The organism is Lampropedia puyangensis (assembly GCF_004833285.1).
Classification (GTDB): domain Bacteria; phylum Pseudomonadota; class Gammaproteobacteria; order Burkholderiales; family Burkholderiaceae_C; genus Lampropedia; species Lampropedia puyangensis.
The window spans coordinates 73849-89448 of sequence record NZ_STFG01000003.1 but is presented as its reverse complement, the minus strand read 5'-3'; the positions used below and the strand labels follow the sequence as shown (position 1 = coordinate 89448).

Annotated in this window: 15 protein-coding genes; 11 read left to right on the top strand and 4 right to left on the bottom strand. The window is 53.5% G+C overall.

Annotation, left to right across the window (positions count from 1 at the left end):
* Window positions 1-81: 81 nt before the first annotated feature.
* Window positions 82-1464, bottom strand: coding sequence for an anti-phage deoxyguanosine triphosphatase (locus E9531_RS04685; protein ID WP_136572590.1), 1383 nt, complete (start codon window positions 1462-1464; stop codon window positions 82-84).
* Between the two features lie 136 nt (window positions 1465-1600).
* On the opposite strand from E9531_RS04685, the gene E9531_RS04680 reads away from it, so the two are divergent.
* Genes E9531_RS04680 through E9531_RS04670 form a run of 3 tightly spaced genes read left to right on the top strand, consistent with a single transcriptional unit; the run spans window position 1601 to window position 2986 of the window.
* Window positions 1601-2170, top strand: a complete 570-nt coding sequence (locus E9531_RS04680) for a DUF2946 family protein (RefSeq protein WP_136572589.1) — start codon at window positions 1601-1603, stop codon at window positions 2168-2170.
* A gap of 28 nt (window positions 2171-2198) precedes the next feature.
* Entirely contained in the window at window positions 2199-2489 is a 291-nt protein-coding gene (locus E9531_RS04675; protein ID WP_136572588.1) for a YfhL family 4Fe-4S dicluster ferredoxin, read from the top strand.
* The gene (locus tag E9531_RS04670; RefSeq protein ID WP_136572587.1) at window positions 2486-2986 is read left to right on the top strand and encodes a glutathione peroxidase; all 501 of its coding nucleotides are present in this window, start codon (window positions 2486-2488) and stop codon (window positions 2984-2986) included. Before E9531_RS04675 ends, E9531_RS04670 begins: the two co-directional genes overlap by 4 nt.
* Window positions 2987-3047: 61 nt before the next feature.
* Here E9531_RS04670 and E9531_RS04665 read toward each other — a convergent pair whose 3' ends face one another.
* Window positions 3048-4067 (bottom strand): PTS sugar transporter subunit IIC, encoded by a 1020-nt coding sequence (locus E9531_RS04665; RefSeq protein ID WP_136572586.1) that lies wholly within the window; start codon window positions 4065-4067, stop codon window positions 3048-3050.
* Window positions 4068-4652: 585 nt separating this feature from the next.
* Here E9531_RS04665 and E9531_RS04660 point away from each other — a divergent pair.
* The 5 genes from E9531_RS04660 (at window position 4653) to E9531_RS04640 (ending at window position 9619) form a co-directional block, all read left to right on the top strand.
* Complete coding sequence (locus E9531_RS04660; RefSeq protein WP_136572585.1) at window positions 4653-5807, top strand: RNA ligase RtcB family protein; 1155 nt, start codon at window positions 4653-4655, stop codon at window positions 5805-5807.
* A complete protein-coding gene (gene prfH / locus E9531_RS04655) occupies window positions 5798-6391 on the top strand; it encodes a peptide chain release factor H (protein ID WP_136572584.1) in 594 nt (197 codons plus the stop codon). The genes E9531_RS04660 and prfH overlap by 10 nt, the downstream gene beginning before the upstream one ends.
* 347 nt (window positions 6392-6738) lie before the next feature.
* Complete coding sequence (locus tag E9531_RS04650; protein WP_136572734.1) at window positions 6739-7770, top strand: ABC transporter substrate-binding protein; 1032 nt, start codon at window positions 6739-6741, stop codon at window positions 7768-7770.
* A 2-nt stretch (window positions 7771-7772) separates the two neighbouring features.
* The gene (locus E9531_RS04645; protein ID WP_136572583.1) at window positions 7773-8675 is read left to right on the top strand and encodes an ABC transporter ATP-binding protein; all 903 of its coding nucleotides are present in this window, start codon (window positions 7773-7775) and stop codon (window positions 8673-8675) included.
* Window positions 8676-8743: 68 nt separating this feature from the next.
* Window positions 8744-9619, top strand: a complete 876-nt coding sequence (locus tag E9531_RS04640; protein ID WP_136572582.1) for an ABC transporter permease — start codon at window positions 8744-8746, stop codon at window positions 9617-9619.
* A gap of 18 nt (window positions 9620-9637) precedes the next feature.
* On the opposite strand, the gene E9531_RS04635 is transcribed toward E9531_RS04640, so the two are convergent.
* A complete protein-coding gene (locus E9531_RS04635) occupies window positions 9638-10756 on the bottom strand; it encodes an NAD(P)/FAD-dependent oxidoreductase (protein WP_136572581.1) in 1119 nt (372 codons plus the stop codon).
* Window positions 10757-10830: 74 nt separating this feature from the next.
* Complete coding sequence (trxB, locus tag E9531_RS04630) at window positions 10831-11793, bottom strand: thioredoxin-disulfide reductase (RefSeq protein WP_136572580.1); 963 nt, start codon at window positions 11791-11793, stop codon at window positions 10831-10833.
* A 286-nt stretch (window positions 11794-12079) separates the two neighbouring features.
* On the opposite strand from trxB, the gene E9531_RS17905 reads away from it, so the two are divergent.
* The 3 genes from E9531_RS17905 to ppnP all read left to right on the top strand — a co-directional run bounded on the left by E9531_RS17905 (window position 12080) and on the right by ppnP (window position 15550).
* The gene (locus E9531_RS17905) at window positions 12080-14653 is read left to right on the top strand and encodes a DNA translocase FtsK (RefSeq protein ID WP_158291720.1); all 2574 of its coding nucleotides are present in this window, start codon (window positions 12080-12082) and stop codon (window positions 14651-14653) included.
* 58 nt (window positions 14654-14711) lie between these two features.
* A complete protein-coding gene (locus tag E9531_RS04620) occupies window positions 14712-15083 on the top strand; it encodes a thioredoxin domain-containing protein (protein WP_136572578.1) in 372 nt (123 codons plus the stop codon).
* Between the two features lie 149 nt (window positions 15084-15232).
* Window positions 15233-15550 carry a pyrimidine/purine nucleoside phosphorylase gene (gene ppnP, locus E9531_RS04615; RefSeq protein WP_136572577.1) on the top strand — a complete coding sequence of 106 codons (318 nt, stop codon included), beginning with the start codon at window positions 15233-15235 and terminating at the stop codon, window positions 15548-15550.
* Window positions 15551-15600: the final 50 nt, after the last annotated feature.

The following is a 15600-nucleotide window of genomic DNA, read 5'->3' as shown; positions in this document are numbered from 1 at the left end:
CGGCTACGATAACCGCCGTGGTGATATTGCCACGGCCATTCGCAATGGTTGAAAAGTGAAGTAGTAGAGATGCCGCCCGCTTCAAGGGGCAAGGAAGGAGCCGACATTGGGCGCAAACAAGCGGCCGTAATGCCTAGAGGCGTCAAGGTCGGTCATACTGGCGACAAAATCACACACGGTGCGTGCTAGAGGTGCGCCTTGTGCAATTCGCTCTTGTTGTTCCATGGGGAGCAGTCTGTTGGGGTTGTCCATCAGCACATCCAGGAGTTGCATGACGATTTGCTGGCCTTTGAATTCCAGTTCTTGCATTTGTGGGCGCAAAATCACGTACTGCATCACAAAGTCTTTCAATAGCTTGAGCAACTGTTCTGCGCCAGGAGCCATTACTGCTTGCAAATTCAGCAAAGGCTCTTCGAATAGATGTCTTTCTTCAATGTGAATGCGCTCAATCAAGAAGCTGACGAGGCGGCTGATTGCATGTTTGCGAGGCTTGTCGCCACCAACAAATAAGTGGTTGTTGGCGAAGGCCAGTAGTGCGGCGCAATCGCTCTTGTGCTGTGCGTCAGACCATTGCAAAGTGTCTGCCTTGTCCATGATTTCTGCTTGCCATTGCGCTTGCGTGACCAGACGCAAAGCAATGGCGTCTTCCAGATCGTGCACGCCATAAGCAATATCGTCGGCTAGCTCCATGATCGAGGTGTCAAAGGCTTTATGCCGTGTTTTGCCATGCCGTTGCGGGCCATTTGAAAAATCAATATGTGTGAAGGTTTTGCGATCTGAAGACGAAAGAGGTGCCAAGATCCAATCCAAAACATCCGCTTCGTCATCATGAATGCATTTTGGGGGCTTGAACAAGGGTGTGCGTGTTGTCGGTCTGTTTGTTGTAGATGTCGGATAACGTGCAATGGCGTGGTGCAAGGCGGGGTATTTCAGCACGCCCAATAAGCAACGGCGTGTCAGGTCTAGTCCGTGCGATTGTGAATACTCTCCCAAACGCATGGCAATTCGCAGGGTTTGGCCATTGCCTTCAAAGCCACCATGCTCTTTCATGGTGGTGTTCAGTGCCGCTTCGCCGCCATGGCCGAAGGGTGGATGCCCTAAATCATGGGCTAAGCCTATCGCCTCTATCAGCATGGCTGAGGGGATCCATGCTGCCCATTGTGGTTGGGTGAGCAGTAACTGCGCGCAAATGCCTGAGCCTAGTTGCGCTACTTCAAGTGAGTGCGTCAGGCGGGTGCGGTAGAAGTCGCTTTCACCTAGATGGAGCACTTGTGTTTTGGACTGGAGTCTGCGAAAAGCAGCGCAATGGATGATGCGCGCTCGATCACGCTGGTATGGCGCATCACTTACACCTTGTGTCGAGCCTGCTTGAAAGCGCGGGCTGGTGTAGTCCTCATCGGTTTTACGCTTGCGCTCAGTCCAAATCGTATGGCGCGCGCTGTTGTCTTGTGCCGGTGGTGTCATGTTGGAGTGCCTAGAAGTGCTGCGCCAATGATTGTAGTGCGGCCTGAAGTGGCGGCTCTCAACGGCTTTTGGCAACCTGCTTGCTTAAAGAACAGACGCTTTGCAAAGCCTTTGTACTGTGGGCACAATGGCGGGCATGGATGAAATTGTCAAACAAGCCATGCTCAAGTGGCCCAATGTGCCAGCTTGTGCCGGTTGGCTGGGGTTGGATGCGCGTGGCCGCTGGTTTATGCGTGATGCGGCTGCGCAAGAGGCCGGGCCTTTTCCGCATTCCAAAGGGTCAGCACTGGAACACGAAGGTTTAGCGCAGTTTATTGGCCGCAACTACACCAATGACGCGCAAGGACGCTGGTATTTTCAAAATGGGCCGCAGCGTGTTTTTGTAGAGCTGGAGGTTGCCCCTTGGATTGTGCGTATCGATTCGGATGGCACATGGCGCACCCATACCGGACTTCATGTGCAATGTGTGCGCAGTTTGGAAGACGAATGCGGCAGGGTCTTTATCGAAACCGCTCAAGGGCTAGGTCTGCTGCACAGCTTGGATATGCTGGCCTTCAGCGATCAGTTGGACCTGCATCCTCAATGGGCGCCGCAACCTGTGGCGAGTGCGTCTTTGGCGCAGCGGTACGGTTTTGTGTTGAGTCCTCAAACGTTGGAGTTGGCCTCGTCTGCTGCCATCGTTTCGCCTGAACAGGGGGCAGCATGATGGCGCGACAAAGACGTGGAGATCAAGCATGGCGCTGATGATTACCGACGAGTGCATTAATTGCGATGTTTGCGAGCCTGAATGCCCCAACGATGCCATTTCCATGGGGGAGGACTACTACGTGATTGCGCCGCATCAATGTACAGAGTGTGTAGGGCACTTCGATACGCCGCAGTGCGTTGAAATTTGCCCGGTAGCTTGCATTCCGGTCAATCCTGAGTACATCGAATCAAAAGAAACACTTTGGCAAAAATTTGAACGCCTGCGCGCGCAGCAAGAGAGTCAAGCATCCGTTGCTGAGGCAGGCGTTGCACCATGACCGCAGCAGTGGCTACGGCATTTGATTTCACCGTAAGCGGTGCTGATGGCTCGCCGTACCCGTTGCGTGACCATGCAGGGCAGGTGTTGTTGATTGTGAATACAGCAACCCAATGCGGTTTTACCCCACAACTGAAGGCATTGGAACAATTAGCGAGCACTTACGCTGACGATGGCTTGGTGGTGTTGGGGTTCCCTTGTAACCAATTCCGCGCGCAAGAGCCCTTGAACGATGGTGCAATTGCAGCATTTTGCGCGTTGCACTATGGGGTGAGTTTTCCGTTGATGGCAAAAATTGATGTCAATGGCGCCCATGCTGACCCCCTGTTTCGTTGGTTGTGCCTGCAGAAAAGAAGTTGGCTTGGCCTGCCGAGGGTTCATTGGAATTTCACGAAATTTTTGGTGTCTCGCTCCGGCCAAGTCGTGGCGCGTTTTGCTCCCATGACAAGACCGGAAAAACTGACCTCAGCCATTGAAGCTGCGCTGGCGATGCGCTAGTTGGCTTGGTAATCTGTACCGCTGTTCGTGCGGCTGAATGAAATGGGTGTCTGCCAGTGGTTTAAATTTTGGCATCAATTTTCATATCGCCTGGGGCAATCCACCCGATGCGGCGCAATACGCTTGCGATACTGATGGCCAGCACCGCAGGCAATAAAAAATGCAATAGGCCAATGGCCAACCAGACCTCGCTGCCATTGCCCATGGCCGCCAATGTACCCACTTGACCGACGAAGCCACTGGTGCCCATGCCTGAGCCTGTTGGCACATTTTGCATGCCAAATACCAGTGTGGCGATAGGCCCCAGAATGGCTGCGGTCACAATTGGAGGGATCCAAATACGTGGGTTGCGCACGATGTTGGGCAATTGCAGCATGCTCGTGCCCAGTCCTTGACTGAGCAGGCCTGAAAAACCATTGTCACGAAAGCTCATGGCAGCAAAACCAATCATTTGTGCTGCGCACCCTACCGTGGCGGCACCGCCAGCCAGGCCACCCAGGTTCAGCGATATGGCCAATGCGGCACTAGAAGTGGGGCCCGTCAAAATCATGCCCATCACGACAGCCAAAATGACGCTCATCAAAAATGGTTGCAGCGTCATGGCCCACTGAATGGTATTGCCGGTGATGTGCAACACATTGCCGATGAATGGTGAAATCCATTGGGCCACTAAGAAGCCGCTCACTAGCGCGGTAGCGGGGGTCACGATGATATCTAAAGGGGTGGTTTTGCTGACCAGTTTGCTCATTTCACTGGCGACTGCGACGGCCACAAAACACCCCACGGGCCCTCCTAATTTCGCGCCGAGTGCCCCAATTGCAGCGCTGGCAAAAATCACAATAGGTGGCGCTTGCAGTCCGTACGCGACTGCGACGCCAATTGCAGCGCCCATGCTTTGCTGAGCCATCGTGCCTGCTTCAATGAGCCAAGGTTGCCCTGTCCAGCCGCCAACGGTTTTAAGAATCAAACCAATCACTAGCGAGCCAAATAACCCCAAGGTCATGTAGTTCAGCGCATCAATGCCATAGCGGCGAAGTGAAAACTCAATATTGCGCGATTGCAGAAAAGATCGGATTGACATGGGCGTGTTGAGAATGAATGTGCGGCAAGCAGGGCTAATGAAGGTTGCGCCTAAGTGGTCTGTGAATATTTTAATGCTCAAACTGAGTATTATTTTTTCAATTGTTCATTTTCATCGTGAATCGTGGTGATTTGCCTTTGTTTTGAAGAGTAAGAAATGGATTGGGTGGCCATCTTTGAAAGGCATTTTGTGTCTGCACGCCTGCGTGCACCTAGGTGTTGGCCGTGAGCAACAGATGTGTCCTGAAATGCTTGCCTGTGCCTCTGCGAGATTCCTAGAATGGCGCCCTCATGCGTTGCTGTGCAGCGCAAAACTCTTTATCCACCTAACCGCAAAGGAGCGAATCATGACCGATACGACTTATTCCTTTGCAGTCGTGCGCATCTGATTTTTTGACTCGACGCAGCACGCGTCGCAGCTTTTCAGCACACTGCCGGAATCATTGCTTGGCCTTTTGTTTGTGAACAAAGGCTGTGTTTTCGGCTGTCTGTTGAATGCCCTCCATCTGGAGTCTTTGAGTCTTGATATCTGCGTTTGACGGCTGCTTTACTCCGTTTTACGTTTTGATCGAATCAAAGGCCAACTATGGGCAATACCAATTCGGGCACCTATGTACGGGTGTTCGCCAATGACAGCGTCTGGATGGAAGACTCCGCTGTCGAACAACTTCAAACTACTGCGCGCAACCTGAGCGCGATTCGTGCAGCAGTCGGCTTGCCTGACCTGCACCCGGGGCGGGGCTATCCAGTAGGCGCTGCATTTTTTTCAATTAACCACTTTTACCCCGCCTTGGTAGGCGGCGATATTGGCTGTGGGATGCAATTGTTGGAAACCGACTTAGCGAGCCACAAAACATCGCCAAGCAAAATAGAGAAAGCATTGGGCAATATCGATTCCCCCTTGCCCGAACATTCCATTACGCCCGCAACTTATGGGCAATTGGAGCAGTTGGCGCAGCAGGCAGGGGACACCGATTTGCGCTATCTGCTCAGCATGCTGGGCACGATTGGCGGAGGCAATCATTTTGCAGAATGGCAGGCTGTGGATGCCATCTACGAGGAGGGGGTACTGAATAAAAAACAGCTGTATTTGCTGGTGCACAGCGGCTCACGGGGATTGGGAGGGGCTATTTTGCGGCAGCATGTAGAACGGTTTGGACATGCAGGTTTAGTGGCAGACAGCACTGCTGCCAAGGACTACCTTGACCAGCATGATGCTGCCATTGGCTTTGCGCAGCTCAACAGACAGCACATTGCCAGTCGTATGCTGCGTGCAGTACGGGCAACAGGGCGCTGCATGCTGGATGTGACGCACAACCATGTGGGCGTGCACCAATGGCAGGGGCAGCAAGGCTATCTCCACCGCAAAGGGGCAACGCCGTCAGACCAAGGGCTGGTGGTCATTCCAGGATCGCGTGGTGACTTCAGCTATGTGGTGCGCCCTGTTGCGAGCAGGCACGATGCACTCGATTCATTGGCGCATGGTGCAGGGCGCAAATGGGCTAGAAGCGATTGCAAAGGCCGGCTTAAACCGCGTTTTACGCTGGCAGCATTGCAGCAAACCCGCTTTGGTAGCACTGTGGTGTGTGCAGATAAAGATCTGATCTATGAAGAGGCGCCACAGGCGTATAAGGAAGTCGATGGTGTGGTGCAAACCCTGCTCGATTGCGGTTTGCTGCACTTGGTTGCACGGCTCAAACCTGTGCTCACATACAAGAAAGGGGCAATGGCATGCTGTTGATGCAATTGACTGCAGCCCACGGCCCGGCAGAGTGTGAGTACGCTGTACGGTTGACCTTGCAAGAGCTGCAGCGCGCTTGTGCACGGGATGGATTGCCATTGCTCGTGCTGGAATGCAATGCTTCTGCACATGGCTTTCAGTCCGTGCTGTTGCAGTCTGAACACCCGCAGGCTCAGGCTTGGTTTCAAGCATGGTTGGGCACGATCCAGTGGATTTTTACCAGTCCGATGCGCCCGCACCATCCCCGCAAGAACTGGTTTGTTGCGCTGCAGTTATGCCCACAGGTGGCGCAGCTTCCCTGTGATGGTGAGATTGTGTTCGCCACTTGCCGTGCATCTGGTAAAGGCGGGCAGCATGTGAATACGACGGACTCAGCAGTGCATGCCACCCATGTGCGATCTGGTATTTCTGTCAAGGTCATGACCGAGCGCAGTCAACATGCCAATAAGCGTTTGGCGCGCAGCTTGATCGCGATGAAGTTGGCGCAGAAGCAGGCCTGTGGTGAAGAGGATGCACGCAAGCAGCGCACGCAACAGCACTGGGCGGTCGAGCGTGGCAAGCCCGTGAAAATCTTTCGCGTTTGAAGAGGGATTGGCAAGGTCAGGGTGTAGTCCATGCAACTGGCCTTGCATGTTGCTGTGCAATGCTTTTAAACAATGAAAGGAAATAAAAAAATAATAAATAAGTATTTTTTGAAATAACGATATTTCCCTACAGTGCAAGCCAGTGAGCAAAAACTTGGATTTGGTGTCTGGAGCACATTCAGGCACCAACCAAATTTTGTGTGAATGGAGACTTGTGACTATGGCCTGTAAGGCAGAAGGAGATGGTTATGTTTCATGAGGGAGCACAGCGTACTGTAGGTGGTACGTCCAGTCGTGGTGTGGATTCGGTCGCGTATAGGGTGATTCATGGCAGCTTGCGCGAGAAAATGGCCCGTGCATGGGGCAAGCGCAAATCTCTTGCAGCCAGAACGGCCGCCTGGGTGGCTTTGGCAGCATTGATCGCACCCATTGGTGCGCACGCCAAAGAGGGCCAAATTCGTATTGCGCAGCAGTTCGGTATTGTGTATTTGTTGCTTAATGTGGCACAGGATCAGAAGCTGATTGAAAAGCACGGCAAGGCGCTTGGTGTGGATATTGATGTGGATTTTGTGCGTTTGTCGGGCGGCGCTGCCGTAAACGATGCCTTGCTATCGGGCGCCATTGATGTGGCTGGCGCAGGCGTTGGGCCTCTATTCACGATTTGGGACCGTACCCATGGCAAGCACAATGTCAAAGGTGTTGCTTCGCTGGGAAATTTCCCCTACTACTTAGTAAGTACAAACCCGGCCGTTAAAACGATTGCCGACTTTACCGACAAAGACCGTATTGCTTTGCCTGCTGTGACGGTGTCTGTGCAATCGCGCATTTTGCAACTGGCCTCCGCCAAGTTGTGGGGCGATGCGCAATTCAACCGGCTAGACAAGCTGCAGGTGCAACTGCCACATCCAGAAGCAACAGCAGCGCTGATCAGTGAGGGCACGGAAGTGAATGCGCATTTTGGTAACCCCCCTTTTTCTGAACAAATATTGGAAACCAACCCCAATGCGCATATCGTGCTCAATTCCTACGATGCGCTAGGTGGCCCGGCATCCGCAACGGTGTTGTACGCGACGGAGCGTTTCAGACAAGAAAGTCCTAAAACGTACCAAGCTTTTCTGGCTGCCCTGAACGAAGCGGCGCAGTACATCCAGGCCAATCCTGAGGGTGCGGTTGATACCTTCATCCGCGTCACGAACGCGAAAACAGATCGCAACTTGATCTTGCAAGTGGTCAACAACCCCCAAGTGCAATTCACCACTACACCGCACAATACCTTGCAGTTAGGGGAGTTCTTGCATCGTGTTGGTGCTATCAAGAACAAGCCTGAAACGTTGAAGGATTATTTCTTTGATGATGCCCATTTGGCTGGGGGGAGTTAAACGTGCGGGACAGCCCTATTGGAGGTGGCGGGGCTGCCCCTCCTGCACAGACTGCTGCCGTGCCACTATTGCAAGTAGCCGATGTGACTTTAGAGTACGACACGCCAACCCACGTGGTGCGGGCTACGCATGAAGTGGCTTTTGATGTGTATGCGGCTGACCGCTTGGTTGTTTTAGGGCCATCGGGCTGTGGCAAATCTACATTGATGAAAGCTATTGCAGGATTTATTCCGCCTACTGCCGGACAGATCCGGTTGGATGGCCAGTGCGTGACGCAGCCCGGCCCCGACCGAGTGGTGGTGTTTCAAGAGTTTGACCAGCTCGCGCCGTGGAAAACCGTTTTGCAAAACGTCACGTTCGCATTGCTGGCATCAAAGAAACTTCACAAAGCCCAAGCGCAGGAGCGAGCGTTGTACTACTTGAATAAGGTAGGGCTCTCTGGTTTTGTGCACGCGTATCCACATACGCTTTCTGGCGGCATGAAGCAAAGGGTGGCGATTGCAAGGGCACTGGCCATGCAGCCGCGCATTTTGCTGATGGATGAGCCATTTGCAGCACTTGATGCGTTGACCCGCCGCAAGATGCAGGAAGAGCTGCTGCAGCTATGGGATGAAGTGCGCTTCACTCTGGTGTTCATTACGCACTCGATTGAGGAGGCGATGGTTGTGGGCAACCGCATTGTGCTGCTTTCTCCGCACCCGGGGCGTGTGCGAGCGCAAGTCAATACCCATGCCTTTGGTTTGCATGATGCGGGAAGTGCGCCATTCCAACGCACAGCCAGACGCATACATCGCTTACTCTTTGAGGAGGATGCCCCAGATTCGGCGGACGCTGTGCCAGACGAGCACGACAACGTCTATTGGCTGCGCCCCAATGCCAAAGGCTATTTCAATATCTCAGTATGACCGTTCCGTCGTGTGCAAGGCGTGTGCGGTTTTATGCATGTTTTTTGCGGTTTAAGGAGAGCATCACGATGGCTGTTGAGAAGCTGCAACCACCGGTGCGGCCTGAATTTGAACGGGCACTAGAGCCATTTACGGTGGCTCCCGTTGTCCGCAGGCGAGCTTGGCATCAAACTTTATGGGCCTTGGGCTGGATACGCAAAAGTGCGATTTTGCTGGTGCTGGCTGCAGTGTGGGAGATTGCTGGCCGAGTTGCCAATAATGAACTGTTACTGCCTACTTTTGTGCAGACTGCACAGGCGCTGGGGCAAGGCTTGCGCAGCGGAGAACTCTTTGTCCGTGTGGGGGTCTCGCTACAGGTATTGGTGCAAGGGTATGCCTTGGGCGTTGCATTGGCATTGGCATTGACTTCACTTGCGGTGTCAAGCCAGTTCGGGCGTGACTTGTTGGCAACGCTCACATCCATGTTGAACCCTCTACCTGCAATTGCTTTGCTGCCTTTGGCTTTGTTGTGGTTCGGTTTAGGCAGCAAAAGTTTGATTTTTGTGCTGGTGCACTCGGTTCTGTGGCCTTTGGCTTTGAGTGCTTACACAGGCTTTCTTTCTGTGCCCAACACGTTGCGCATGGTGGGGCAAAACTATGGGCTGCGAGGGTTGCGGTATATCTTTCAAATTTTGGTGCCCGCTGCGTTACCTGCGATTTTGTCTGGTTTGCGCTTGGGCTGGGCCTTTGCATGGCGCACCCTGATTGCTGCAGAGCTGGTGTTTGGCAGTAGCTCGGGCGAGGGCGGTTTGGGCTGGTACATCTTTCAGAACCGCAATGAACTCTATACCGATCGGGTGTTTGCAGGTCTGGCAGTCGTGATTGTGTTGGGGTTGTTCGTTGAGACTTTGGTGTTCAATACACTCGAGTCTCTTACCGTCAAACGCTGGGGTATGCAAAAGTAAAAAAGCAAGGAACACGTGTTATTCCAAGCCAAGTGCTTGTACTGTCCGGTTGCCAATGGCCATGCAACTGGTTAACCCGGGCGATTCAATGCCAAACAAATGCACCAAGCCTGCTATGCCATGGGTTTGGGGGCCCTGAATGGCAAAATCAGGAGATGCCATTTTTGGGCCGCCAATGTTGGGGCGCATGCCGGCATAGCCCGGTTGCAAGCGGTCGATGGAGACGTCAGGCCAATAGGCTTGTATTGCTTGTGCGAAAGCTGCCGCATCTTCTTCCCGCACTTCCAGATCGTCAGCACGATCGCACCAATGCACGTCAGGGCCAAACTTGCCTTGTCCACCCAAGTCGAGCGTTAAATGCACGCCCAAGCCACCAATTTGCGGCACTGGGTAAATCAAGCGCTGAAATGGCGTCTTACCCGTTAGAGTGAAGTATTGGCCCTTGACGAAATAGGCCTGTGGAATGTGCTGCGCGTTCATTCCTTGCGTGCGGTGTGCCAAAGGAATGGCGCCATGCCCGGCAGCATTCACCACGAGTCCGGCCTCAAGTTCGTTGCCATCAAGGGTACGAATCAACAGCGGCGCTTGGGCATCGCGTAAGCGGGTGCTGGCGTCAATGGATGCAACCGCACAAACCAGTGCCACGACACCGCCTGCATTTTCTATATCGCCCTGCAAGTGGAGCATCAGGGCATGGCTATCGACAATACCTGTGCTGGGCGAGAGCAGGGCGCCATGGCACCGTATATGTGGCTCTAGGGCCAGTGCTTCCTGTTGGCTCAGGCGCTTTAAATCATGGACGCCGTTATTGCGGGCCCGTTCAGCAATGGTGTTGAGCTGCGCTTCTTGCGCAGGCTCGGTTGCGACAATCAATTTGCCCAGACGTTGGTAGGCAATACCGCGTTCTTCACAATAGGCGTACAGCAGTGCCTTGCCTTGAACGCACAGCTGAGCTTTTAGTGATCCTTGCGTGTAATAAATGCCGGCATGAATCACTTCACTGTTACGGGAACTGGTTTGTGTACCGATCGCAGTTTCTGCCTCTAGCACAATCACTTCGTGGCCGCGCAGGGCCAGTGCGCGCGCGACAGCCAAGCCGACAACACCGGCTCCAATGACAACGGTTGGGTAAGACATGGATGGTATTGGGCTTGTAGAAGGCCAGAAGTAGAAGCGTTGCCGCTTTTGTATGGAGAAGGAGAGCGCGTAATTTAGGCTTCGTTTTGCTCCAGGAAGCGCTGTGCATCAAGCGCAGCCATGCAACCTGTGCCCGCGCTGGTGATCGCTTGACGGTAGACGTGGTCTTGCACGTCGCCTGCAGCAAATACGCCAGGCACACTGGTTTGGGTGGCAAATCCGTTGAGCCCACTTTGGGTCACGATGTAGCCATCCTTGAGCTGGATTTGGTCTTGAAAAATTTCGGTATTGGGACTGTGGCCAATAGCAATGAATGTGCCGTGCAGCAACAGGTCTTCGGTTTGGTCAGTCTCCGTATTGCGAATACGAACACCAGTGACGCCACTGGCATCTCCAAGGACTTCATCCAACACGCTGTGCAGCTTCAATTCAATTTTGCCGGCCTGTACTTTGTCCATCAGTTTGTCGATCATGATCGGCTCGGCGCGAAATTTGTCGCGACGGTGAATCAGGGTGACTTTGCTGGCGATATTGGACAGGTACAGCGCTTCCTCGACTGCCGTATTGCCGCCACCAATCACGGCTACGGGTTTGTCGCGGTAGAAGAAACCATCGCACGTGGCACAGGCGGAAACGCCGCGGCCCATATACGTTTGCTCAGAAGGCAGTCCTAAATAGCGTGCAGACGCGCCAGTGGCAATGATGACACTGTCTGCGGTGAATGTGCCTGTATCGCCGTAGAGCGTGAAAGGGCGTTTGGAAAAGTCGACGCGGCTGATATGGTCGAAAATGATGCGGGTTTGAAAGCGCTCTGCGTGTTTGAGAAAACGCTCCATCAATTCAGGCCCCTGCACACCCAAAGGGTCTGCAGGCCAGTTATCCACTTCGGTGGTGGTGGTGAGTTGGCCGCCTTGCGCCATGCCGGTGATCAATACAGGGTCCAAATTGGCGCGCGCAGCATATACCGCAGCGGTGTAGCCAGCAGGGCCTGAACCCAGAATAAGAACTTTGGCGTGTAATGTGTTGGAAGTGCTCATGTTTTCGACCAAATTTTGCAAATGAAACGCAGCGAAGGCAGCTCTTTGCGATAATCTAAAGCTCACTGCGGTGAGATATGCTGCATAACAGCATTGTAGGGAGTTCGTTTCAACTGAGGGCGAAGCCGTGCAATACAACACCGCAACAAGGAAGGGCACAGATAAACGGCCTCTTTCACATTAATTTGCGCTACAGAGCCAGGGGTTTTGAGGCGCGGTCTGTTTGGTAATGCGATCTTCAGCTAATACTTTCAACTCTTCTTCTAATCATGCTGGGCAGGGGTTTTTGAGCCGTTTTGGCCAAGACGTTCTGTTGTTTGCAGCATTGATTCTGGGCGCAGCTTGGGTGGTTTCATTGTGGAGCTATGCCCCAGGAGATCCTGCGTGGTCGTCGTCAGGCCAAGCGCCGTTTCAGGGGCAGCCGCAAAATTGGCTGGGCCATATTGGCGCGTACTGGGCTGATATCAGTTATTTTTTGTTTGGCTACTCTGTTTGGGTCTTGGTTGCCGCGCTCGCTTTGTGCTGGTGGTGGGCTTTTCGCGCGTGGATGCGTGGCAAAACCAAAGCCCGTACAGATGGCCGCCTGATGATGCTCAAAGTCTGGGGACAGCGTTTTTGGTGGATGGCCAGCGTGCTTGTATTGCTGTGTGCCTGCGCTGTGCTGGAATGGACGCGGCTCTACCGTTTTGAAGTGCAACTGCCTGACCATTCTGGCGGCATCTTGGGCTATTGGGTTGCCCCATTGGCTGTCCGTTGGTTTGGCTATACCGGCTCAACCGTTGCTGCGATTGTTTTGGCGCTGTTGGCTTTTTCGTGGGTATTGGGCTTTTCCTGGGGACGCGTGGCAGAGCGCACGGGCGCTTGGATTGAAAAGTGGATTGACCGTGTTCGCTTGACTTGCGAGCGCATTCGTGATGCGCGTACAGGCAAAAGAGCACAGCGTGAGCGTGAAGAGCATGTGGCAAAAGAAGTCGTTCTGACCCGTGATGCCTTTCTCGATGAACCTGATGCTGAGCTAGATTTGCCCGAGAGCCGTTTACCGCCTATGCAGGAGCTGCCTCCTGAGCCTAGCATGAGTGCAAAAAAAGTTCGCGCTTCTGTGGACGTGTTCAGTAGCAGCCAAGACCCTACATTAGGCGATGTCGAACCATTCGATGAGCAGCCTGAGCCTGCGGTCTATAAAGACAACGGTGCTTTGCCTTGGGATGAGGAACCTGCACCGGGGAAAACCTACGCGACAACAACGGCTGAGGAGCGATTGGAGCCCATGTGGGATGACCCAAACCCTACGGCACCTAATGAAACGGCATTGATTACAACGCCGGTTAAGCGGCAGAAGCACCTCTTTGAAGATGCAAAGAGCGGTGCATTGCCCTCAGTCAACTTGCTTGATCCTGTCGCGCCGCGCCAAGAAACCGTGACCCCCGAGACGCTGGAGATGACCAGCCGCTTGATCGAGAAAAAACTCAAGGACTTTGGGGTCGAAGTGCGCGTGGTAGAAGCGCAGCCCGGTCCGGTGGTTACCCGTTATGAAATTGAGCCTGCCACTGGTGTGAAAGGGTCTCAAATCGTCAATTTGTCTAAGGATTTGGCGCGCTCGCTGTCGCTCATGTCGGTGCGGGTGATTGAGACAATTCCTGGCAAAAACTACATGGCGCTCGAACTGCCAAATGCGCGCCGGCAGTCCATTCAGCTCAAAGAAATTTTGGCCGCTGACGTGTACCAGGATGAGAAATCCAAGCTGGCTTTAGGTTTGGGTAAAGACATCATTGGCAATCCTGTGGTTGCGGATCTGGCCAAAATGCCGCATTGCTTGGTGGCAGGCACGACCGGTTCTGGTAAGTCGGTGGGGATCAATGCAATGATCCTTTCATTGCTGTTTAAGGCTGAACCCAGTGAAGTGCGCATGCTGATGATTGACCCGAAAATGCTGGAAATGTCTGTCTACGAAGGCATTCCGCATTTGCTGTGCCCAGTCGTCACTGACATGAAGCAGGCCGCGCACGGCTTGAACTGGTGTGTTGCCGAGATGGAACGGCGCTACAAGCTCATGAGCAAGATGGGCGTGCGCAATCTAGCCGGGTTCAATGCCAAAATTCAAGCTGCGCAAGAAGCTGGCGAGATCATTGGTAACCCCTTTAGCCTCACGCCGGAAGAGCCCGAACCACTGGAGCCCTTGCCGCATATCGTCATCGTCATCGATGAGTTGGCTGACTTGATGATGGTCGTGGGCAAAAAAATTGAAGAGTTGATTGCCCGTTTGGCACAAAAGGCGCGTGCCGCAGGCATTCACTTGATTTTGGCTACGCAGCGCCCCAGCGTGGATGTGATTACGGGGCTGATCAAGGCCAACGTGCCCACACGCATTGCATTTCAGGTGTCCAGCAAAATTGACAGCCGAACCATTCTTGACCAAATGGGCGCTGAAGCGTTGCTTGGCATGGGCGATATGCTGTACATGAAGGGCGGGACAGGATTGTCTGTGCGTGTGCATGGCGCGTTTGTGAGTGATGATGAAGTGCATCGTGTGGTGGAGTTCATCAAGCAAAGCATGGGCGAGGCCGAATACATTGATGGTGTGCTCGAAGGCGTGAGCAGCGAAAACGAGAGCGACTGGGCCGTAGATTTTGAAGGCACCCCTGCAGGCGGTGGTGGGGGCGAAAAAGACCCCATGTACGACCAGGCGGTGGAGGTTGTTCTCAAAGATCGCAAGACCAGTATTTCATACGTGCAACGCAAGCTTCGTATTGGCTATAACCGTTCCGCACGGTTGTTGGAAGACATGGAAAAAGCCGGTTTGGTAAGCCCTTTGACCAGTAATGGCCAGCGCGATATCTTGGTGCCAACGCGTGGGGAGTGACCGCGTTTGATTACTCTACTGATTGCCTCTACTGGCACCATGGCGAGACAGGTGTGCTATGCCCTTTGAAGCGCGTCCTTTGCGTCTCATTGGTTTGTGTGCGGCATGGTGTGGCGTGTGTCGAGAATTCCATCCTGCGTTTGAGCGTGTGCTTGCGCAGCAAGCCAGCAGCGCGTTGGCGCTGCAAGCACAATGGGTTGATGTGGAAGATCCAGCCATTTCCGATGCGTTGGGGGATGTGGATATTGAAACCTTTCCAACCGTGGCGATTGGTTGCGGTGAGCAGCTCTTGTTTTGGGGGGAAATCCTGCCAAGCGAAACTGTGCTGCGGCAGTTGCTTGAAAGACTTGATCCGCTGCAAGCTGGACGTGGAATGGATGTGTGCAAGCAGCAGGCATGGCAAGCCTTATGCCAATTGTTGTGGCCTTGACTGTGGCATGGATAAAGGGTCGAGTCTGTAGGCAGATTTTTTTTCTGCGGTTGTTCTGGTGATTTTGTTTGGGATGGCTTTGACGCTTGCCGCAAGACCATAGAATTGAGACTCTTTTCTATTTCTCTTTACTCTTTTGTTGGGCAGCCATGACTACTGAAACCCTGAATGCGCGTTCGATCACAACCAAGGCCAATGTGTACTTTGACGGTAAATGTGTTAGCCATAGCTTTGAAACGGCAGAGGGCGAGAAGAAGTCCGTTGGCGTCGTGCTCGCCTCAGAGTTGACATTTGGCACAGCGGCTCCTGAAATCATGGAGTGTGTTGGTGGCGCTTGCGAGTACCAATTGGAAGAGGGCGGCGCATGGCAGACATGCACTGCCGGGCAATCGTTCAAGGTGGCAGGCAATTCCAAGTTCAATATCCGCGTGGCTGAAGCGTTTCACTACATTTGCCACTACGGTTAAGCTTGGTTAGCGGTCGTTGTGGTGGTCCTTGCCATCGCATCGGCTCAGTG

Coding starts and splice junctions, on each gene's coding strand:
- E9531_RS04685 (WP_136572590.1), bottom strand. CDS start 1,464: ATGACACCACCGGCACAAGACAACAGCGCGCGCCATACGATTTGGACT.
- E9531_RS04680 (WP_136572589.1), top strand. CDS start 1,601: ATGGATGAAATTGTCAAACAAGCCATGCTCAAGTGGCCCAATGTGCCA.
- E9531_RS04675 (WP_136572588.1), top strand. CDS start 2,199: ATGGCGCTGATGATTACCGACGAGTGCATTAATTGCGATGTTTGCGAG.
- E9531_RS04670 (WP_136572587.1), top strand. CDS start 2,486: ATGACCGCAGCAGTGGCTACGGCATTTGATTTCACCGTAAGCGGTGCT.
- E9531_RS04665 (WP_136572586.1), bottom strand. CDS start 4,067: ATGTCAATCCGATCTTTTCTGCAATCGCGCAATATTGAGTTTTCACTT.
- E9531_RS04660 (WP_136572585.1), top strand. CDS start 4,653: ATGGGCAATACCAATTCGGGCACCTATGTACGGGTGTTCGCCAATGAC.
- prfH (WP_136572584.1), top strand. CDS start 5,798: ATGCTGTTGATGCAATTGACTGCAGCCCACGGCCCGGCAGAGTGTGAG.
- E9531_RS04650 (WP_136572734.1), top strand. CDS start 6,739: ATGGCCCGTGCATGGGGCAAGCGCAAATCTCTTGCAGCCAGAACGGCC.
- E9531_RS04640 (WP_136572582.1), top strand. CDS start 8,744: ATGGCTGTTGAGAAGCTGCAACCACCGGTGCGGCCTGAATTTGAACGG.
- E9531_RS04635 (WP_136572581.1), bottom strand. CDS start 10,756: ATGTCTTACCCAACCGTTGTCATTGGAGCCGGTGTTGTCGGCTTGGCT.
- trxB (WP_136572580.1), bottom strand. CDS start 11,793: ATGAGCACTTCCAACACATTACACGCCAAAGTTCTTATTCTGGGTTCA.
- E9531_RS04620 (WP_136572578.1), top strand. CDS start 14,712: ATGCCCTTTGAAGCGCGTCCTTTGCGTCTCATTGGTTTGTGTGCGGCA.
- ppnP (WP_136572577.1), top strand. CDS start 15,233: ATGACTACTGAAACCCTGAATGCGCGTTCGATCACAACCAAGGCCAAT.